General features: G+C 70.5%; 19 protein-coding genes. 2 read left to right on the forward strand and 17 right to left on the reverse strand.

Annotated elements, in window-relative coordinates; all coding sequences use genetic code 11:
* Window positions 1-161: 161 nt before the first annotated feature.
* Entirely contained in the window at window positions 162-1,172 is a 1,011-nt protein-coding gene (locus IE200_RS08765; RefSeq protein WP_207081783.1) for a tyrosine-type recombinase/integrase, read from the forward strand.
* A 182-nt stretch (window positions 1,173-1,354) separates the two neighbouring features.
* Here IE200_RS08765 and IE200_RS08770 read toward each other — a convergent pair whose 3' ends face one another.
* The 17 genes from IE200_RS08770 to IE200_RS08850 form a co-directional block, all read right to left on the reverse strand.
* Entirely contained in the window at window positions 1,355-1,816 is a 462-nt protein-coding gene (locus IE200_RS08770) for a YqhA family protein (protein WP_191279118.1), read from the reverse strand.
* Between the two features lie 106 nt (window positions 1,817-1,922).
* Window positions 1,923-2,231, reverse strand: coding sequence for a hypothetical protein (locus IE200_RS08775; RefSeq protein ID WP_191279119.1), 309 nt, complete (start codon window positions 2,229-2,231; stop codon window positions 1,923-1,925).
* Window positions 2,232-2,442: 211 nt separating this feature from the next.
* On the reverse strand, window positions 2,443-3,621 hold the full coding sequence (locus tag IE200_RS08780; RefSeq protein ID WP_191279120.1) for a hypothetical protein: 1,179 nt from the start codon (window positions 3,619-3,621) through the stop codon (window positions 2,443-2,445).
* Between the two features lie 828 nt (window positions 3,622-4,449).
* Window positions 4,450-4,647, reverse strand: a complete 198-nt coding sequence (locus IE200_RS08785; protein ID WP_191279121.1) for a hypothetical protein — start codon at window positions 4,645-4,647, stop codon at window positions 4,450-4,452.
* Between the two features lie 197 nt (window positions 4,648-4,844).
* Window positions 4,845-5,138 (reverse strand): helix-turn-helix transcriptional regulator, encoded by a 294-nt coding sequence (locus IE200_RS08790; RefSeq protein ID WP_191279122.1) that lies wholly within the window; start codon window positions 5,136-5,138, stop codon window positions 4,845-4,847.
* Between the two features lie 47 nt (window positions 5,139-5,185).
* Window positions 5,186-7,909, reverse strand: coding sequence for a cation-translocating P-type ATPase (locus IE200_RS08795; protein WP_191279123.1), 2,724 nt, complete (start codon window positions 7,907-7,909; stop codon window positions 5,186-5,188).
* Window positions 7,906-9,456 carry a V-type ATP synthase subunit B gene (locus IE200_RS08800; RefSeq protein ID WP_207081787.1) on the reverse strand — a complete coding sequence of 517 codons (1,551 nt, stop codon included), beginning with the start codon at window positions 9,454-9,456 and terminating at the stop codon, window positions 7,906-7,908. The genes IE200_RS08795 and IE200_RS08800 overlap by 4 nt, the downstream gene beginning before the upstream one ends.
* A complete protein-coding gene (locus tag IE200_RS08805) occupies window positions 9,453-11,303 on the reverse strand; it encodes a V-type ATP synthase subunit A (protein ID WP_169701885.1) in 1,851 nt (616 codons plus the stop codon). The genes IE200_RS08800 and IE200_RS08805 overlap by 4 nt, the downstream gene beginning before the upstream one ends.
* Window positions 11,300-11,683 (reverse strand): hypothetical protein, encoded by a 384-nt coding sequence (locus IE200_RS08810; RefSeq protein WP_191279124.1) that lies wholly within the window; start codon window positions 11,681-11,683, stop codon window positions 11,300-11,302. Before IE200_RS08810 ends, IE200_RS08805 begins: the two co-directional genes overlap by 4 nt.
* A 29-nt stretch (window positions 11,684-11,712) precedes the next feature.
* Window positions 11,713-12,597, reverse strand: coding sequence for a V-type ATPase subunit (locus IE200_RS08815; RefSeq protein WP_068324847.1), 885 nt, complete (start codon window positions 12,595-12,597; stop codon window positions 11,713-11,715).
* Complete coding sequence (locus IE200_RS08820; RefSeq protein ID WP_056886718.1) at window positions 12,594-13,226, reverse strand: V-type ATP synthase subunit E family protein; 633 nt, start codon at window positions 13,224-13,226, stop codon at window positions 12,594-12,596. Before IE200_RS08820 ends, IE200_RS08815 begins: the two co-directional genes overlap by 4 nt.
* A gap of 1 nt (window position 13,227) precedes the next feature.
* Window positions 13,228-13,449 carry an ATPase gene (locus IE200_RS08825; RefSeq protein ID WP_053208071.1) on the reverse strand — a complete coding sequence of 74 codons (222 nt, stop codon included), beginning with the start codon at window positions 13,447-13,449 and terminating at the stop codon, window positions 13,228-13,230.
* A 5-nt stretch (window positions 13,450-13,454) separates the two neighbouring features.
* Window positions 13,455-15,548 carry a V-type ATP synthase subunit I gene (locus IE200_RS08830; RefSeq protein ID WP_068324848.1) on the reverse strand — a complete coding sequence of 698 codons (2,094 nt, stop codon included), beginning with the start codon at window positions 15,546-15,548 and terminating at the stop codon, window positions 13,455-13,457.
* Window positions 15,545-15,952, reverse strand: coding sequence for a hypothetical protein (locus tag IE200_RS08835; protein ID WP_068324849.1), 408 nt, complete (start codon window positions 15,950-15,952; stop codon window positions 15,545-15,547). The genes IE200_RS08830 and IE200_RS08835 overlap by 4 nt, the downstream gene beginning before the upstream one ends.
* Complete coding sequence (locus IE200_RS08840; RefSeq protein ID WP_191279125.1) at window positions 15,949-16,635, reverse strand: V-type ATP synthase subunit D; 687 nt, start codon at window positions 16,633-16,635, stop codon at window positions 15,949-15,951. Before IE200_RS08840 ends, IE200_RS08835 begins: the two co-directional genes overlap by 4 nt.
* A gap of 256 nt (window positions 16,636-16,891) precedes the next feature.
* Window positions 16,892-18,025, reverse strand: a complete 1,134-nt coding sequence (locus IE200_RS08845) for a baeRF3 domain-containing protein (RefSeq protein WP_169701887.1) — start codon at window positions 18,023-18,025, stop codon at window positions 16,892-16,894.
* Window positions 18,022-18,993 (reverse strand): TerC family protein, encoded by a 972-nt coding sequence (locus IE200_RS08850; protein WP_068324852.1) that lies wholly within the window; start codon window positions 18,991-18,993, stop codon window positions 18,022-18,024. Before IE200_RS08850 ends, IE200_RS08845 begins: the two co-directional genes overlap by 4 nt.
* Before the next feature lie 264 nt (window positions 18,994-19,257).
* Here IE200_RS08850 and heR point away from each other — a divergent pair, with 264 nt between their 5' ends.
* Window positions 19,258-20,010 (forward strand): heliorhodopsin HeR, encoded by a 753-nt coding sequence (heR, locus tag IE200_RS08855; RefSeq protein ID WP_068324853.1) that lies wholly within the window; start codon window positions 19,258-19,260, stop codon window positions 20,008-20,010.
* Window positions 20,011-20,023: the final 13 nt, after the last annotated feature.

The raw sequence follows: 20,023 nt of genomic DNA on the forward strand, positions 1-20,023 counted from the left end.
GGGCGCGTGGACAGAACCACACATGTTTTGCCATCCTTGTTGCACGTTGTTGCACGAAATAGGGAGCGGACATGCCACGCAGGCGCGGATTCGGTGCGATCAGGAAGCTTCCCAGCAAGCGCTACCAAGCGTCCTACCTCGGTCCGGACACCCTCCGACACATGGCCCCCTTCACGTTTGAGACGGCAGAGGATGCCGAGGCGTGGCTCACGGATCGACGTCGAGAGATCAAGAACGAGGACTGGACACCGCCGACCACGAAGAAGCCACTCACCTTCGGCGAGCACGCCGAGCGCTGGCTCACGCACCGCCAGTTGAAGCCGCGCACGCGCTACCACTACCGCAAGATTCTCGACGCGCGGATCTTGCCGACCTTCGGCGACGTCGCCTTGAAGCACGTCACCGCCGACCTGATCGACGACTGGTACTACCGGATGGGCGAGACCACCCCGACCGCCAACGCACACGCCTACGGCCTCATGAGGACGATCCTCAGCGACGCCGTGCAACGCCGACTGATCGATTACAACCCCTGCCACATTCGAGGCGCGGGCAACACCAAACGGGTCAAACAGATTGGCCCCGCCACCTTGCCCGAGCTTGAGGCCCTGACCCTGGCAATGCCCGAGCGCTACCAACTCATGATCCTTCTGGCCGCCTGGTGCGGACTCCGCTTCGGTGAGATCACCGAACTACGCCGCCACGACCTCGACATGACCAACGGCGTCGTGAAGATCCGCCGAGCCGTGGTCCGCGTCGACGGTGAGGTCATCATCGGTGCGCCGAAGTCCGACGCAGGCAGCCGCGACGTCGCGATCCCGCCGCACCTGTGCCCCGTCGTGAAGGCGCACCTGGCCGACAACATCACCGGCGGTCGAGACGGTCTGCTCTTCCCGTCCGCAGGCGACCCGACCAAACACCTGGCTCCGGCCACGCTTTACCGCGTCTTCTACAAGGCACGCGAAGAGGCAGGCAGACCCGATCTTCGGTTCCACGACCTACGCCACACCGGCGCCGTCCTGGCCGCGAGCACCGGAGCCACCCTGGCCGAACTCATGGCCCGCCTCGGACACTCCACTGCCGGCGCAGCCCTGCGGTACCAACACGCCGCACAAGACCGCGACAAGGTCATCGCCCAGGCCCTGTCGAACCTGGCAACCAAAAGCCGCTGACCGACAGCCAACGTCAGGGCGCCAAGAAGACACGCCCCCGCGCCGTCCCGCACGTGGTGACGCCACGCAAGCGCTCGCCCCAACTTTGCAACACGGAAGCGGCTGTCCGTCCCCTCTATGGATCGGCACGCGGAGCGTGCCACAGAGGGATGGGCTCGCGGAGCGACCCGGTGCGGGATCGCTCATCGGGACAGTTCCAGCTGGAACGGCGGTGGGCGCCGGTCAGTGGCGCCAGCGCCTGAAGAGGAACTAGGAGCCCGCGGACGAGAGTGACCGCGATGCCGTCCGAGCAACTGTTGCGGCTCTGGGTGCTGGACGAGTTCCTCCAGGAAGCGCACCACCAGCACAAGCACCAAAGTTCCGGCGACCTTGGCTTCTAGTTCGTCGAAGGTGTGGGTTGCCAGACTCTCCGGCAAAACCAGGTCGCCGACACAGAGCTCCCACAATCCCAAGCCCACTTGGAGCAGCACAACACCGGCGAGGACCGTGTCGATGCTCTCGAAGAGGTAGACCAAGGGGTCCTCCCGTGGGCCAGTGCGAAGTTCACGGCTGCCATGAACTGGATGGCCTTCCGCCTGCTCAAGCGAAAATGGCCAGATACTGCGTCGATTCCAGGACGCGCCGCAGGGCTGGAGGTTGGTCATGCCTGGCGGCTGATCAGTGGGTGCGGATGTCTCGTGGGCCCTGGCGTTCCGTCTGCGGCGGGTGGGCTGTCCCCGGCGATCAGCAATGCGTGGGCCTTGCGTGAGCTTAACGCGTTCCGGGGGCGTGACGAACCTGCATGATCGCGCCCACGACGATGCCGGCGCCACCGCCCACCATGGTGACGGTGACGGAGGTGGGGTAGTCGCGAAGCGCGCCAAGGAGTAGCAGTGTTCCACCTGCTAGCGCCGTGACTGCTACTGCCGACGAGGCGTCGGTCGCGCGCAACCACATGGTGCCGATGATGGCGATGGTCGTTGCGGCGGAGACCCAATACCCAGCGGCGTTACCCACCGGATCGTTGGGGAACAGCCCCCACGAGGACCACAGCGCTCCCACTGCGCTCAGCAGGGTCAACAGCCATCCGATGTCTCGAGATGGTTCCAGTGGTGGGAAGTCCTCGCGTGCCGTGGACTGCCGTCGGGGGTCGGTGGGGTGACTGCCATCAGCTCCCGATCGGCTGACGCTCACGTGGCCTCCTGTTCGTGTGGCATGTCGGATGTAGGCGCACGTGTGTCGCACCTCGTGCGCTGCGTTCGTGACGGGCGAACACCGTTGCGGCCTCCATTCACCTGGACCTCAGGAGGGCGATTCCCCCGAACTCATGCAGCTGTGCGTCGTCGACGAAGGCGATGAGGTTGCCGGCTTGAATTGCGTGCTCGATGAGGTCGTCAATCAGGTCGTGGGACACAGGCCCCCCACCTTCTCCGGGCGGTCGAGGGTGGACGTAGCCCTGCTCGACGACAAGGGTGCCCGGGGTCCGGCTTGCCACGGCCGTCCAGCACTGGTCCAGCCCGGCCACTACCTGTTCGGGATCGTTGACGGCAGCCTCGCGCAGAGTCTCCAGAGTCTGCTGACCCCGTCGGTGCAGGTAGTCCTCCAGACACAATGCTGTCGCTGTGAACAGCTGGTCAGGTTTGTTGGCCGTGGGGCCGACGACGGCCCCCGCGAGCCGATGCAGCCACCGCGCACTGCTCCTCAGCTCGTTCACGAGCACCGCGTCGCCGGCCAGGACGAGCGGAGCCGGGCGCTCTGCTCGCAGGCCTGCCATCCAGGGGTCGATCCGGGCGAGCAGGTCGCTGCGGTCGTCGGCCTCGCGCTCCGCGCCGAGCCCGAGCCCCGACTCCGGGTAGGGCCTTTCGAGATTCGGCGAGGCCACCAGCCGCGCACTGCCTACGGGGAGACGCTCAATCGTGTCGAGCAGCGTGACGCGTGCGGCAACCCAGTACACGCGAGCTCCGAATTCGTCGACGCGTAGGACCAGGTGCGGTGGGGTCCGGTGCAGCGCCCGGAGCAGGTCACGGGTGGCGAAGGTGGACTCGACCACGACCTTCTGGTGGACCGCCACCGGAAGCGTCCAGGCTCGCGACACGCTGTGGCTGACGAAGAGCGCGAGAGCGTTCTGCGTGCTCGAGTCCTGGGCGATGCGGGCCTGTCGTCGCAGTTCGTACATCAACCGCTCGCGGTCGCCCAACGGTTGGTCGTCGAGGCGTCGCTCGGCGTCGAGGAGCAGGCCTTCGAGGCGTTCGCGGTCTGCGATCGCCATCCGTGCAGCCGGGGTCGTCGGCATCAGCACGGAGATGCAGGGGTAACCACCGGCCGCGGTCAAATGCGCGGCAGCCTCCGGTGTGAGGTCCCGGGGAATGGCTCGGCCGCCCCCGCCGACGTGGTCGGCATCCGTGGTGAGGGGCGAATCCTCCATATCGGGAGCGTGGACTGAGGCGCCGCGCCGGTCACTATGGATCATGATCCTTCTCCTTCCGGACCTTGCACTGCGGCGGTACGCCGCTCGCTGACCGTCATGGCGTCCGCCGGGCGAACCGGCGTGCCCTTCGAACGCGGCCCGCGGTGGGGTGGGTCCTGACGATGTCGATCCGCACGAGCGGGGTTCCCGGCCACAGCTGGGCAATCTCCCCTTCGCGGTCGGCGACGTCGAGTGTCATGCGTCGTTCCCACAGGAGGTGGAGGTCTGGGTCGCGCGAGACCGGGGAGTGGGGCACCGTCAGCACCAGGTGGGCTTCGTCGCCGACGGACACCCAGCGGTGGAGCTCATCGACGACGTCCCATGACAGTGGCATTCCTGCGTCGGCGCGCACGTGGGGCCTGCCCTCGCAGCGTCGATTCGCCCGATGGGCCGTCGTTTCAGCGGGGTGGGGCTCGGCCGGAGCCAGGAGTGTGTCGAGCGCACATTCGTTCGAGCGCGTGTGTCCAGGTCCTCCGATGCCGCGCCGCCATGCCCAAGCCCCCCAGGCCCCCCAGGCCCCCCTCAACGCGCTCGGCTCGTGTTCGAACCTCACCGTCACGCGACTCGCGTCGGGTCCCGCAACCCCCGCGAGGTCTTCGAGACGGTCGCGAAGGTTGCTGTCCGCCGTGGCAGTGCTGCGCCGTCGCACGAACGAGAGCAGTCTGCGGTGCGGGATCGTCAGGGTCACGTGCACGCAGCACCCTGCCTGGAGATGACGTACGACCTCGTCGAGATCCGTGCGCGACCAGGCACCCGAGACAGGGAGTCGCACGTGGGGGTGGAACGGGTCGCCGCTCTCGGGCATCGCAGCAACCGGCAGCCTGAGGAGCATCATGGACGCCTCCCCGCCGCGTCGACGTACGGGCCGTCGGAGCCACCCTCGGGCACGGACCCGTGGGACGAGTGTCGCCGGTTGCGACGTGCCGCTGCGCTCGCCTGCCCGCGCCTGACACCGCACCAGCCGAGCTCGCGCGCCGCCCAGAGGCCGAGCCAGAGAGCCAGTCCGAGGAGGATGAGTAGGTCGTCCATGCTGATCACCACCGTTGTCGTCGGTCCGGGCCTCGTTGCCCGGAATGGTGATCAGGAGTGGTCTCTCCCGTCCCGGTTATGGGACCCGGTCGCCGGGCCGATCAGTCGGGGTGACAGCCGTGGTGACGTGCGACCGGAGGTGGGGTACTCCCCAACCCTGATGTACGTAGATCGTATCACGAAGTTTTCTTCGCATGTCAAGGGGTGGCGGTGGTCTTGTTGACGAGGTCGACGAAGGCGCCGATGGTGACTCCGGACTCGAGGTCGTGGCGGAAGTGGGAGTCGCGGGTGACCCGGTACCGGTTGCGCCGACCCACCTTCTCCTTGTCCACGTAGCCGTGCTCGACCAGGTCCGCGACGATCTGCTGCACCGCCCTCTCGGTGATGCCGACGGCGTCGGCGATGTCGCGGGTCCGCGCGTCCGGGTCGCGCGCGAGGGCGACCAGGACGTGGCCGTGGTTGGAGAGGAAGGTCCAGTCGTCGCGGGTCATGACGAGCCATGGTACGCGATTCTGGTTTCGTATGTCCCGGGTCGTCCTCAGCCTTCTCGTCGACGCGTGCCCCAGCGGTGGCCGAGCTTGACGAGCTCCTCGACCAACAGCACGCACAGCGCCACTCCGATGCAGATTCCCCACTGCTCGGGTGTGAGGGCGACGGTGTCGAAGATCGCCTGGCCCCACGTCGTGTGCACGGCTGCGATGTGCAGCAGGGCCACCGTCGTCAGGGACACCCACAGCCACCGGTTGGTGAAGGTGTGCGGTGCGAACACGGTGACGTGCTCCGCGCGTGCGTTGAGCGCGTTGACGAGCTGGAAGAGCACGAAGGTGGTGAAGGCCATGGTCAGGCTGACGGCCTCGCCCCACTCCTCGCGGGCGAGGATGAGGACCGCGAGGGTGCCGATCGCCATCACCAGGCCCACGCGGGCCAGCCTGATCAGTCGCGCCGGGGAGAGGATCTGATCGCCGCTGCGTCGCGGGGGCTCGGACATGATCCCCGGCCGGGCCGGGTCCACGCCCAGCGCCATTGCGGGCGGGCCGTCCATGATGATGTTGACCCACAGGATCTGCACGGCCGTCAACGGGGCCGGCAGCCCCATCACCGAGGCGCCGAGGAAGGTCGAGATGGCGCCCATGTTGGTGGAGAGCTGAAAGCGCACGAACTTCACCACGTTGTCGTAGATCGAGCGACCCTCCTCGACGGCGCCGACGATGGTGGTGAAGTTGTCGTCGGTGAGGATGAGGTCGCCCGCCTCCTTGGTGACCTCGGTTCCCGTCAGACCCATGGCCACGCCGATGTGCGCCGAGCGCAGCGCCGCGGCGTCGTTGACGCCATCACCAGTCATGGCCACGACATGGCCCCGCGCGGTGAGCGCCTTCACGATGGCGACCTTGTGCTCGGGAGACACCCGGGCGAACACCGCCACCTCGTCGACGACGTCGGCCAGCTCCTCGGTCGACAGCTCGGAGAGCTCGGCGCCGGTCATCGCGCGGCCCTCGATGCCGAGCTCGCGGGCGATGGCGACGGCGGTCGCGACGTGGTCGCCGGTGATCATCTTCACCCCCACACCGGCCCGGTGGCACAGGGCCACCGCCGAGGTCGCCTCGGGCCGCGGTGGGTCGGCGATCCCGAGCAGGCCGAGCAGGGTCAGCGACGCAACGTCGGAGTGTGGCTCGGATGACGGTGACTCGACCAGGCGGGTGGCCACGGCCAGCACGCGCAGTCCGCGCTCGCCCATTGCCGCGATGGCGTCGTCGAGTCGCTCTCGGTCGGACGCGGTGAGCGCAACCTCCTCGCCGCCGAGCAGCCACGAGTCGCAACGCCGCAGCAGCACGTCGGCCGCGCCCTTGGCCAGCACGCGGGAAGCGGGACCCTCGTCGTGGTAGGTGACCATGTACTTGTAGTCGGCGTCGAAGGGGATCTCCGCCGATCGCGGCCACTCCTGACGGCGCGCCGTCACGTCGAGCCCCGCCTTGGCCGCCAGCACGACCAGCGCACCCTCGGTCGGGTCGCCGATGATGCCGGCGCTATCCCCATCCCCGTCGCCGTCCGCCTTGAGTTCGGCGTCGCTGCACAGGGCGAGTGCGTCGAGCAGCAGCGGCGGCAGGCTTGCTTGCGCGCCGTCGGAGTAGAGGATTTCGCCGTCGGTGTCGTATCCCTGGCCGTGGACCGTGAGCACGTTCTCGCCCACGCGTACCTCGCGGACCGTCATCTCGTTGAGGGTCAGGGTGCCGGTCTTGTCGCTGCAGATGACGGTGGCCGAGCCCAGTGTCTCGACCGAGGCCAGCCGCTTGACGATCGCGTTGCGGCCCGCCATCCGGTGCACGCCGAGCGCGAGCGTCAGCGCCAGTACGGCCGGCAGGCCCTCCGGGACGGTCGCCACCGCGAGCGCCACGGCTCGCAGGGCGATCTCGGAGGGGGCCTCGCCCCGCGCCAGGGCCAGCGCGACGTACACCGTCACGGCGACGAGCCCGATCACGGCCAGCCGCTTGCCCAGGGTGTCGAGCTGCCGCTGCAGGGGGGTCTGCGGCTCCTCGCCAGTGGCGAGCATCTCGGCGATGGCGCCGACGGAGGTCTCCATGCCGGTGGCGGTCACGACCGCTTCGGCCCGTCCGCGGGTGAGCGCGGTGTTCATGTGGACCATGCCGTCGCGATCTGCGAGGGGGGCGTCGTGTTCTACGGTCGAGTTGGCCCGTTTGGGGACGGGCTGGGACTCACCGGTCAGGGCCGATTCGTCGACCTCCACCGAGGAGGCGAGGATTAGGCGCGCGTCCGCGGGCACCCGGTCGCCCGCCTCGAGCAGGACGACGTCGCCGGGCACGAGGTCGCCGGCGTCGACGACGAGGGTTCGCCCGTCGCGCCGGATCCGCGCCGAGGGGCTCAGCATGTTGCGTAGCGCCTCGAGGCTCTTCTCGGCTCGCTGCTCTTGGAAGAACCCGATGCTGGCGTTGATGAGGAGCACCACGGCGATGACGATGGTGTCCTTGATCTCACCCACGAGGCCCGCGAGGACCGCGGCACCGATGAGCACCAGGATCAGGACGCTGCGGAACTGGTCGAGGAAGCGCAGCAGCACCGGTCGGCGTACGGGCTCGGCCAGCTGGTTGGGGCCGAACCGGTCGAGCCGTGTCCGGGCCTCCTCGCTGCTCAGGCCTTGGGCGGGGTCGACCTCCAGTGTCATGGCCACTTCCTCGGCGCTGGCGGCGTGCGGGTTGCTGAGTGGGGTGCTGTGCGGGGTGGTGCTGGGGACGGGTGCCGCGGTCATGGCTGGCTCCAGGTGGTGCTCTTGGCGGTGCTCTCGGTGCGCTCGGTGGTGGTGGTGGTGCGGTGGTGCTGGGCGACGTGGTCGGCCCCGACCCGGCCTAGCTCGTCGGGCTCGAAGTCGCCGAGCAGTTCCCAGCCCAGGTCCAGGGTCTGGGTGATGGTCCGCCGGGCCTCGCCCTGGCCGACGAACTCCTCCTCGAAGCGACGGGCGAACGCGAGGTAGCGGCGGTCCTCGGCCGTCAGGCCGCTCTCGCCGACGATCGAGACCAGGCGCCGTACCTCGACGCCGCGGGCGTAGCAGGCGTAGAGCTGGTCGGCCAGACCCCGGTGGTCGGCCCGCGTACGCCCCGCGCCGACGCCGGCGTTCATCAGCCGCGACAGCGACGGCAGGACGTCGAAGGGCGGGTCGACGCCGCGTCCGGCCATGTCGCGCGAGAGGACCACCTGTCCCTCGGTGATGTAGCCGGTGAGGTCCGGGATCGGGTGGGTGATGTCGCCGTCGGGCATGGTCAGCAGCGACAGCTGGGTCAAGGAGCCGGTCGAGCCGTGCACCCGTCCCGCCCGCTCGAAGAGGGAGGCCAGATCGGTGTACATGTAGCCGGGGTAGCCGCGCCGCCCCGGCATCTCCTCGCGGGCCGCGGCGATCTCGCGCAGCGCCTCGCAGTACGCGGTGATGTCGGTGAGGATCACCAGGACGTGCAGGTGCTTCTCGAAGGCGAGGTACTCGGCCAGCGTCAGCGCCACCCGGGGGGTGAGCAACCGCTCGATGGTGGGGTCGTCGGCCAGGTTGAGCAACAGCACATTGCGGTGCCCTGATGCGCTGGTGGCGAACTGGTCCCGGAAGAAGTCGGCCTCGCGGCGCGTGACGCCCATCGCTGCGAAGACGACCACTACTCCCTCGGTCCCGTCGGCCTGGTTGTCGTGTCTGGCCTCGCCGGGCACCCGGGCCTGGATGGCGATCCGGGCGGCCACCTCAGCGGCGGGCAGCCCGGCCGCGGTGAAGACGGGCAGCTTCTGCCCACGGACCAGGGTGTTGAGGCCATCGATGGCCGAGAAGCCGGTCTCGATGAACTGGTCGGGGTGGATCCGCGCGACGGGGTTGAGCGGCAGCCCGTTCACCGGCCGGTACGCCTCGGCGGTGGGCTCCGGCCGGCCGTCCCGCGGACGCCCGGCACCGTCGAGGACGCGTCCCAGTACGTCGGTCCCGACGCCGGTGACCGCTGCGCGGAACCGCGCGCGCACGGCGACGTTGGCCCGGCCCATGCCCTCGGTGCCGCCGAGCACCTGAACCACCGCGCGGGAGCGGTCCACCTCGAGGACCTGGCCGTCGCGTTCCGTGCCGTCGTCGGTGACGACGGTGACGACGTCGCCGAACGCTACGGCCTCGGCGCCCTCGACCAGCAGCAGCGGCCCGGCCACCCGGCGTACGTCGCGCATCTCGATCGTGGGCAGGATGCCCACGGGTGCGACGGCGACGGCGTCCCGCGCGCGGGTGATCGTGTCCGCGGTGTCTTCCGGGCTGTCTTTGGAGCTGTCCAGCGTGGTCATCGCTGCTCCTCCTCGTCGGTGGTGAGTGCCGCGCGCTCCTCAGTAGCGCGCTCTTTGGTGGTGAGTGCGGCGTGCATGGTCGAGACGGCGTCGTCGAGGTGTCGCTCGAGCGTGTCGTCGACCGGCCAGCCACGTGCTGCGGCGACCGTGCGCAGGACGGGGTGGGCGACGACGTCGGCGACGGGTCGCCCGGCGGTGACCGCAGCGGTCATGGCCTCCTCGGCCGACTTGATCAGTCGCAGCATCGTGACCTGCTTGGCCGGCGGACAGCTGGCGTCGGCGGGGTCGAAGGAGTTCTGCTGCAGGTAGTCCTCGCGGAGCATGCGACCCACGCGCAGGGTGACTCGCTGGGGCGGCGCTACCGCCTCCACGCCCAGGAGGCTGACCACCTCCTGCAGGCTCCCTTCCTCCTGCAGCGTGCGGACGGCCCAGGCGCTGAGGCGCGACCAGTCCTCGGCGACGTGCTCGTCGAACCACTCGCCCAGCCGGTAGGTGGTGTAGCTGCGTGTCCAGTTGATCGACGGGAAGTGGCGGCTGCGGGCCAGGCTCGCATCGAGCGCCCAGAAGCATCCGGCCACGCGCAGGCTGTTCTGGGTGACCGGCTCGGAGAAGTCCCCGCCTGCGGGCGACACGGCGCCGACGACGGTGACCGACCCGCTACGCGGGGTGGAGCCGAGGCAGTCGACGAGCCCGGCGCGCTCATAGAAGGCCGCGAGGCGGGTGGCGAGGTAGGCGGGGTAGCCGTCCTCGGCCGGGATCTCGCCGAGACGACCCGACACCTCGCGCAGTGCCTCGCCCCAGCGGCTGGTGGAGTCGGCGAGCAGGACGGCGTGCAGGCCTTGGTCGCGGTAGTACTCGGCCATCGTGATGCCGAGGTAGACGCTGGCCTCCCGGGCCGCGACCGGCATGTTGGAGGTGTTGGCCACGAGCACGGTCCGCTCCATCAGGGGGCGACCGGTGCGCGGGTCAGAGAGCTGTGGGAACTCCTCGAGCACCTCGGTCAGCTCGTTGCCCCGCTCGCCGCAGCCGACGTAGACCACCACGTCGGCCTCGGCGTGCTTGGCGATCGCCTGCTCGAGCACCGTCTTGCCGGTGCCGAATCCGCCGGGGATGATGCCGGCACCGCCGAGGGCGATCGGGAAGAGGCTGTCGAGGACCCGCTGGCCGGTGAGCAGCGGGCGGTGCAGGGCCTGGTGTCCCCGCACGGGACGGGGCCTGCGGATCGGCCAGCGTTGCAGCATTTGCACGTCGTGGCCCTGGACGCGGGCGATGACCTCGTCGACGCGGTGCGACCCCTCCGCGACGTGCTCCACCACGCCGCGGACGCCCGGCGGCACCAGGACGCGGTGGCGCAGCGCTGTGGTCTCCTGCACGGTCCCGAGCTCGTCGCCCGCCTCCACGCGGTCGCCCGCCACCACGGACGGCACGAACTCCCAGGTCCGGGAGCGGTCGAGGCCGGGCAGGTCGGCGCCGCGCGGGATGTAGATGCCGTGTTCGGCGTTCAGGGCGGCGAGCGGGCGCTGGGTGCCGTCGAACACGGTGCCGAGCAGCCCGGGGCCGAGTTCGATGGTCAGCGGTCCCCCGGTGCCGGTCACGGGGTCGCCGACGCGCAGCCCCGAGGTGTCCTCGAAGACCTGTACCGTGGCCAGGGCGCCGTCGAGGCGGATCACCTCCCCGGGCAGGTCCTGCGGGCCGACCTTGACCACGTCGTAGAGCCGGCACGCGGGTAGGCCAGCGACCTCGAGGACTGGGCCCGAGACCCGCACCACCGTCCCGACCTGGTCGCCGGAACCGGCCGGCGCGCCGCCGTGTGTCGTGCTCGGCATCGTGGTGGGTGTCGTGCTCATGGGTGGTCTCCTTCGGGGACGAAGCTGATCTCGTAGCCGACCGCTCGTCCGAGCAGTCGCTGGAGCTGGTCGTGGGGCTCGGTGTCCACGGCCGGGGCGTCGGGCGGGAGGCCGACCACGAGGACGTCGGTGCGCTCGGCCCAGGCATCGCGGGCGGCGAGTGGCAGTCGAGTCCACGCGTCGTGGTGCACCAAGACCACCGCGCGGCCGTCGCCGGGCAGGCGCACAGCTGTCTCGACAGCTCTGTTGACGGCGTCGGCTCCGATCTCCCCGTCCGGGCCGGGCTCGGGCACCACCGTCGCGGCGCCCGCGAGGCGGAAGCCCGCGTCGACGTCTCGCGGAGCCACCACGACGACCTCCGAGTCCACTTCTGAGTCCATCCGTGGCGCTGAGGGGGTAAGCGCGTTCGTCACGGGGTCCTCCGGTCCGCTCCGCCGGTGACGAGGATCAGTCCGGCTCGGCGGTGTCGGCGCGCGCGCTCCTCGAGCAGCAGCACGTAGCCCACCAGCGGGTCGGCGCTCTCGGCGTCGCCGCGGCGCAGCCGCGCGGCGGCGCCGGCGGTGGCCTCGTCGTGCAGGTCCCGGTCGACATGGCCGAGATCCCCGTGCAACTCGTACGCCGCTGCGGCGGCCCGCCAGCGTGGGTAGACGCCGAGAACGGGAGCCCAGCGGCCAGTGATCGCGTGCTCCAGGTCGCGGACGCCGAGGCGCCCGAGCGGCATCAGCCGGCCGGGGTCGACGTCCGACCGGGCCAGCGCGATGAGCAGGTTGCGCTGGTCCCGCTCGCGGGCGAGGAGGTCCGCGACGGGACGCGAACGCGGGTGGGCCGCGCGTTCGCCCCACTCGGCGTGCGCCGTGGCCGTCACTGCGAGCTCGAGCTCCTCGACGTCGCGGTGCAGCTCGAAGCGTGACCACAGCCGAGGCAGGGCCGCCGCCGTGATCGGCGTCGGCAGCCGCAGCCGTTCGAGGAGGGCCACGACGCCCGCCTCGTCCCGCGTGTGGGCGAGCTCGGCGGCCCGCTCGGGGGTGATGGCACCGACCGCGCGCACCCCCCGGAGCCGGTCTTCAGGCGGGAGGCCCGAGGCCGCGCCGCGCAGCAGCGCGAGGGCGTCGCGCAGGTCGTGTCGTCCCGTCAGCACCTGTGCCACCGCGCGTGCCTCGCCCACGAACAGCTGCGGCAGCCGACGCATCTCCTCGCTCTCCTCGCGATCACCCTGGCCTGCTCCGTCCGGGGTCAGGCGCGACATCCGGGCCCGCAGGGCCGTCGAGCCGGCGACGTACAGCGGTGCCGTCATCGCGGGTCCACCTCCGGGACCACTTCCGCGTCAGCTTTCGCGTCCGCTTCGGGGTCCACTTCCGGGTGCGGTTCGCACACCGCGTCGCGCAGCACCGGGCGCAGCAGCGGCCACGCCGCGTCAAGGCGTCCTTCGGCGGTGTTGTGCACCGCTCGCCCCTGGGCGTCGCGCAGCACGACGCCGACCCCCACGGGTCCAGTCTCCACGACGAGGCAGGGCCGGTGGCGGCGTACGGCGTCCAGGTGGGCCGGATCGACCGTGCAGGAGGTGGCCGAGGGCAGGAGAGCCATCGCCTCGTCGAGGAGGTCGAGCGTGGCCGCAGTCCCGTGGCCTGTGCCGACCAGTTCCTGCAGCTCCTTTCCGGCAGCCGTGCGCACCCGTTCGAGCTCGGCGTCGACCACCTCGCGAACGTGGGCGCGGGACGCGGCTGCCCCGGTGGAGCGGACGCGGAGCGCCTGGTCGCGGGCGGTCGACTCGGCTCGGGTGAGGATGCCGAGGCGGTCGCGCTCGGCCGCCTGGTGGGCTTCCCGGAGGATCTCGCGGGCGCGATGTTCGTCCCGGGCGAGCACGTCGGCCAGGTCGCGACGACCGTCGTGCTCCATGGTCTCGAGCAGCGCCTGGAGGGTCATGTCAGCCGCCCAGCAGGAGCACGATCATGGCCGCGACCGCGAAGCCCAGGATGACGAGCGTCTCGGGGATGGCCACGAGCAGGATGGCCCGACCGGCGAGCTCGGGCTTCTCGGCGATGGCTCCCATGGCCGCCGCGCCGATCCGCGCCTGGGCGTAGCCGGTGGCGAGGGCGGCGAGGCCGACGGCGAGTCCTGCTCCGAGGGCGATGAGTCCGGTTTCCATGTGTGTCACCTTTCGTGGGTGGCGTCGGCGATGCGGACGCCGTTGGTGGTGCCGTGCGGCGGGACGCCGACCGGGTCGAAGGTTGGGGTGAGGAGTGGGCCGAGCGGTCGGTCGCGGGGTGGGGTCAGGAGTGCGCGGGGGTTGAGGGCCCCGTGGGCGCCGAGGGGTTGGAAGGCCTGGCCCTCGCCGTCGTGGAACTTGCTGAAGAACTCGACGTAGTGCAGTCGCAGGGCCTGGACCATCGGGCTGAACGCCGCCAGACCCAGGTTGAGCAGGTGCAGCAGGACGGCGACGAACAGTCCGATGAGGAGGGGCAGCTCGGTGGCGAGCTCGTTGGCGACGTTGGCGAGGTAGACCGAGGCGAGTCCCACCGCGGCGACCCGGAGGTAGGACAAGACGTTGCCGACCGTGCCGATGAGCTCGAGTGGGCCGAGGAGGGCGCCGATGGGGCCGTGCACGGAGCTGGTGGCCACGAGTCCCACGACGGCGGGGACCAGCGCGGCGAGGGTGACCCACGAGGGGGCGTTCAGGATGGTGGCCGCGATGGCCGCGGTCGCGCCGAGCAGGACGGCCAGGGTGCCGCCCACCTCGAGGGTGCGGTGCCGGTCGCCACGGCGCAGCGCGGTCACCAGGCCGAGGGTCAGGCCGAGCACGATGTGGGACCAGCCGAGGGCGACGGCGAAGAGCAGGAGGGGCTCGAGGGCCTCGGGTCCGCCGCGGTAGAACCACAGCGCCGGCATCCCCCACATGTTGCCGAGGCTGCCGAGCGCCTCGCCGAACATCACGCCCCACAGCACCGCCCACGCACCGCCGGCGATCAGGACGCGGCCGGCGTCGTCCATCACCCCGCCTTCCACACCGCCGCGGTCGTGCGTGCGTGCCCGGTGGCGCAGCCACCAGCCGATGCCGGCGAGCGCGGCGCCGTAGACGACGTCGCCGACCATGACACCGAAGAGGAACGGCAAGAAGATCGCCATCAGTCCGGTCGGGTCCAGCCCGTTCGGGGAGGGCCAGGAGAGGAACCCGACCAGGCGGCGGTAGGGGGACCATGCGGCGCGTCCGGTCAGCTCCACCGGGGAGGGGCCGGGGACCTCGCCCGCCGGGGCGTCGACGACGGCCACGTCGGCGAGGCCGTCGCGGTCGAGCTGCTCGCGCACCTCGCGGCGACGGTCTGCCCGCACCCAGCAGCGCAGGAGGAAGGTGCGCTCGGAGAGCGCGGCGGCCGCGACCGCGGCGTCGCGTTCGGTCAGCACGAGCAGCGCACGCGCGGCGGCGCGCAGCCCGGGGGCCTCGCGGAGCCAGAGCGCGTCGAGGTCGGCGCGGACGGCGTCGAGGTCGGCCTGGAGGTCGACGAGCCGGGCGCGCATCCGCACGAGCGTGGTGTGCAGGGACAGGTGGGCGTAGTCCTCGGGTACCTCGACCCGGCTGATCTCATCCGCGCCCATGAGACCGAGGACCTCGGGCAGCCGGTCGCGGGCCACCACCAGGAGGCAGCCGCGGGCGCGGCCGGCGTCCGTACTGCGGAGCATGAACCCGTTGCCGGCGAGCTGCCGCAGCTGGGTCTCGAGCAGTCCGACCACGGCCCCGGCCGGGTCGTCGAGCACCAGCGCGGTCATCGCCAGTCCCAGCAGCTCGAGCTCGGCATCGGAGAGCGAGGTCAGCTCCGGCACGAGGGTCTCGAGCTGGGCGAGGACGTCCACGTAGCGCGCCAGCGCGTCGCGCTCCTCCTCCAGCGAGGCCTGGGCCCCGCGCAGGGACTCGACCTCGAGCTCGAGCGTCGCGATGTTGACGTCGGCGTCGCGCGGGTCCACCGGTGCGGCGTCCGCGCTCCGGCGTGGCGACTCGCGTGCCAACGAGGCATCTGACGGCGCCCACTCCAGCAGGCGTTGCACCCGGGCCAGCAGGTCCCGCCTGGCCATACGGTCCTCACCCTTGTTCGCAGCCGGGTCTGCAACCGGGTCCGCAGCCTTGTCCGCACTGCCGGTCGGCGCCCCGGATGGCGTCACCTCGGCGACCCCGGCTCGCTGGAGCGACTCGACCGTCTCGAGCAGCTGCTCGCGTCGGCCCAGGAGCTGGACGTGGTGCAGTCGGCGGATCATCGGCTCGCCTTCGGGGTCCGGTCGGCCCGCTGGGCCACGGTCGGGGCCACGGTCGGGGCCACGGGCGGGGTCACGGTCGGGGCGACGGTCAGGACGGCGGCGACGGTGGCGGCGACGAGCTCCTCCCGCAGGCGCACGGCCCGCTGCGTCACCTCGACGCCGATCCGCTGCTGTTCGGCCTCGTCGGCCTGTACCCATTCGCGTGCCTCCTGCAAGATACGCGCGGACAGGCGGTCGGCTTCCGCGGCGGCTTCCGCGGCGAACTCCCCCACGAGGAGCTCCGCCTGCTCCCGGGCCGCGACAACGCGGGCGTTGCTCTGCCGCGCCTCCTCGAGACGGGCCTCGATAAGCCGCTCTAGCTCGCGCACCTGGCGCATCGCGGCCGGATCCTGCATCTGCGTCATCGCCGTTCCTCCTCGTCGGGTCGCGGCACGGGAGGATGGTCCGGTGCCGGTCGGTCCTGCGGGACGCGACGTCGCTCCCGCGCCCGCTTCAGGCGGGAGTGCTCCTCACGCTCGCGCTCCTCGAGGACCGCGGTGATGTGGGCGGCCTCCTCCTCGAGTCCGGGGATGACGACGTTCTCGAGCGCGTTGACCTGGCGCGTGGTGCGGGCCACTTCCTCGGTGAGCCGGCGCACCGTGGCCTCGAGGGCCACGAAGCGCAGGACGTGCTCGAGGTACCGCTCGTAGGCCTCCGCCGCCGCCTCGATCGACGGGGCCACCAGCACCGGTGCCGCGCCGCGCTCCTCGGCCGTCCGTCGCAGGTCGTTGGCCTGCACCGTCACGACCCGCACGCCGACCACCATGCGGTCCTCGCGCTCGGCGACGACGCCGTTGGCCGCACCCGACGCGACCGCCGCGACGGCGGCCGGGCCCTCGTCGGCGGTGCTCTCGGCGAGCAGCGCGCGAGCCTCCCGGGCGAGGACGGCGGCGGCCTCACGCTGGGCGGACACGTCTGCGTCGAGACGGTGCAACTCGCGCACCAGGGCCATCCGCTTGTCGACCAGAAGGTCACGGCCCTGGGCCGCGAAGGCGATCGCCGAGCGACGCCGCAGCAGCTCGGTCCGGGTCGCGGTCAGGGCCGTCATCGCCGCCACCCCGCAGGGCCGACCCGCCCGGGCGGACGGCGCCGATCCTTCAGCCGGTCACGAAGTAGCTGAGTATTCACGGAGAATGCCTCCCGACAGTGGTCGGAAGGTCTTCCCCGCCACACCCCGGGAGGTGTGGTCGGCCACCGGGTCGCAGGACGACCGGAGTGACGATGGCCGGTTGGTGGGGTACTCCCCTTCAAGGGTTTCTTACGCATCAGATTACGTGAATCGTGCTGCGGTGTCAAGGTTGGCACTAGCGCCGCAGGACCAGCGCAATCCGGTCATGGTTCGCGAGGTCGCCGTCGGCCACCAGCGCCAGCTGGCCGCCCATCAAGATCACCTGCTCCATCAGGTCGTCCACCAAGTCATGCACGTCGCCGGCCCCGGAGGCATCCCCGGAGGCGTTCCCTGAGGAGTTCGCAGGAGCCCCGCGTCCGGGTGCCGTCGTGCCTGGACTGATGAAGTTCTCCTCGACCAGCAGCATCGCGGGCAGGCGTCGCCCGAGGGCCCGCCAGCACTGCTCGATGCCCGAGGCCACGTCCGTGGGTCGATCCGACTCTGCCTGGCGCAGCAGCGCGAGTGCGTCGTCGCGTCGTGTCCGCAGGTACGCCTCGACGGACGTGATGCCGGCCAGGGCCAGGTCGAGGGCCGTGGCGCAGTCGCGGTCATCAACCCGCCCGGCGAGCCGCTCCAGATTGGCACTGAGGGAGCAGAACTCCTCGAGCAACCGCGGCGGACCCACCAGCACGAGCGGGCTCGGGTGGTCGGCCCGGTAGTCGCCCAGCATCCGGTCGACCTTGCGCAGGAACCTGGCCATCAGCTCCGTTCGGGCCTCGGCGGCGCCCGGCTGTCCGGCACCCGGCACCCGGATCGGCCGCCCCGAGCCAAACGGCTCGGACCGTCCCACTGGGCGCAGTCCGCCGTCCTCGGAGGCGTACAGGTGGGCGCACGTGGGGTGTAGCAGCAGCACGGCGTGGGGTGGCATGCGGTGCAGGGCCGCGATGAGCGGCCGAGTGGCGAAGGTGCTCTCCACCACCGCCCGGGCGGTCACCGACTGTGGCAGCCGGAACGAGCGGGCGACGGCCCGGTTCACGTAGATGCACAGCCCCAGGTCGGTCGGCTGGTCTCCCGCGCGGTCGACCTGCTCGGCCAGCTTGTCCAGCAGCGCGGACCGGTTCATCACGCCACGCTCGGCGAGCGTGTGTTCCACGTCTCGGACCAGGTCGTCCAACCTCGACCGGTCCTCCCTGGTCATGCGCGGGGACGGCTTCGTCGGCAGGAGGACCGAGATGCACGGAAAGCCGGAGGTGATCGCCAGGTCGGCGATGTCCCTGGTCCTCAGCGCCACCGGCGAACCGCCCGCCTTGGGACGCGTGCGGGGGCTCATCGCAGCACCTCGTCCTCGTCGGACGCGTGGGCCGGCGTCGCGTGGGGGGCGACGGTGGCCTGGTCACGAGTCGCGCGGAGACTGGCGATGACCGCAACGGCGATGCAGCTGGCGATCACGCCGAGGGAGAGCCAGATCGGAACCTTGTAGACGTCGAGGAGCAGCATCTTGATGCCGACGAAGACCAAGATCGCGGCGAGGCCGGCCTTGAGGTAGATGAAGCGGTCGATGAGATCGGCGAGCAGGAAGTACATCGCTCGAAGGCCCAGGATGGCGAAGGCGTTGCTGGTGAAGACCAGGAACGGGTCCTGGGTGACGGCGAAGATCGCGGGGATGGAGTCGACGGCGAAGATGATGTCAGTGGTCTCGACCATGATGAGGACGAAGAACAGCGGCGTGGCCACCCACTTGCCCGCCTGCTTCACCCAGAACTTCTGCCCGTGGTACTCCTCCGTCGAGGGGATCTTCCTCTTGGCCAGTGCCAGCAGCTTGTTGCGCGAGAGGTCCATCTGGTCGTCGCGGTGGCGGAACATCTTCCAGCCCGTGTATACGAGGAAGGCGCCGAAGAGGTAGAGGATCCAGGCGAAGTTCTCGATCAGGACCGCGCCACCGGCGATGAAGATCGCCCGGAAGACCAGTGCCCCGAGGACGCCGTAGAACAGGACCCGGTGCTGGTACTCCCGCGGCACGGCGAAGTAGGTGAAGATCAGCGCGAAGACGAAGACGTTGTCGACCGCCAGCGACTTCTCGATCAGGTACCCGGCGTAGTACTCGCCGCCGGCCTGGGCGCCGTAGGCCCACCAGACGATGCCGCCGAACGTCAGGCCGAGGCTGACCCAGACCGCGGACCAGGCGGCAGCCTCCTTGACACCGACGACGTGAGCGGTGCGGTGGGCGAACAGGTCGATCGCCAGCATCACGACGATGACGCCCAGCACCGCCGCCCAGGCCCAGAAGGGAACATCCATGACAGCTATACCTCCAGCGTGACCACTCGACCAACAGCCGAGCGTGACGTTGGAGGTCTCCCCCGCCGCCCGGTCCGTGGACCTGGCGACCGCCGCACCGGACCGGGCAGGGCCGGTCGAACTGTCGATGTCAGCGAGGGTGGGGTACTCCCCTCATGCGCTACAGTATTCACGAAGCACACTTCGGAAGTCAAGTCCCGCACACGAGGAGCGACCATGTCCGGCCAGCACCGCGAACCATCTCCCGATCCGCTTGCTCCCGAGGTGGAAGCCTTGGCTCCGAAACTGCGACGCGACAACCTGGTAGCAGCCGTGCTCCACCTCGCCCAGGCCGTCGCGGTCCTCGCCCTGGCCACCAGCTTCGCACTCCCAGTCACCGGGACCTACCTCGCCGGCCCACCCGGAACGACGCCGGAGGAGCAGGTCGTTCTCTTCGACGTCCCAACCGGTGCCGCGGTGGCAGCGTTCCTCCTGTTGTCCGCGCTGGCCCACGTCGTCGTCACCACCACCTGGGGGGCCGGCTACCGGGCCGACCTCGCCCGACGCCGCAACCGGGCTCGCTGGATCGAGTACTCCGTGTCCTCGTCGCTGATGATCGTGCTGATCGCCCAGCTGGTCGGGATCTCCGACGTCGCGGCCCTGCTGGCGCTGTTCGGCGTCAACGCCTCGATGATCCTGTTCGGGTGGCTCCAAGAGCACTACGAGGACCCGGGCTCGCGCGGCTGGCTGCCGTTCATCTTCGGGTGTGCCGCCGGGATCGTGCCGTGGCTCGCGATCACGGTCTACCTGGTGTCACCGCAGTCCACCTCCGGGGCCGAGCCGCCCGCCTTCGTCTACGGCATCTTCGTGTCGCTCTTCGCCTTCTTCAACGTCTTCGCCCTCAACCAATGGCTGCAGTACCGCGGCCTCGGACGGTGGCGCGACTACCTGTTCGGCGAACGGGTCTACATCCTGCTCAGCCTCGTCGCGAAGTCAGCGCTGTCCTGGCAGGTGTTCGCCGGCACCCTTGCCAGCTGACCTCACCACTGGA

The sequence above is a fragment of the Nocardioides flavus (ex Wang et al. 2016) genome, from assembly GCF_014653115.1.
In the GTDB taxonomy this organism is placed as follows: Bacteria; Actinomycetota; Actinomycetes; order Propionibacteriales; family Nocardioidaceae; genus Nocardioides; species Nocardioides flavus.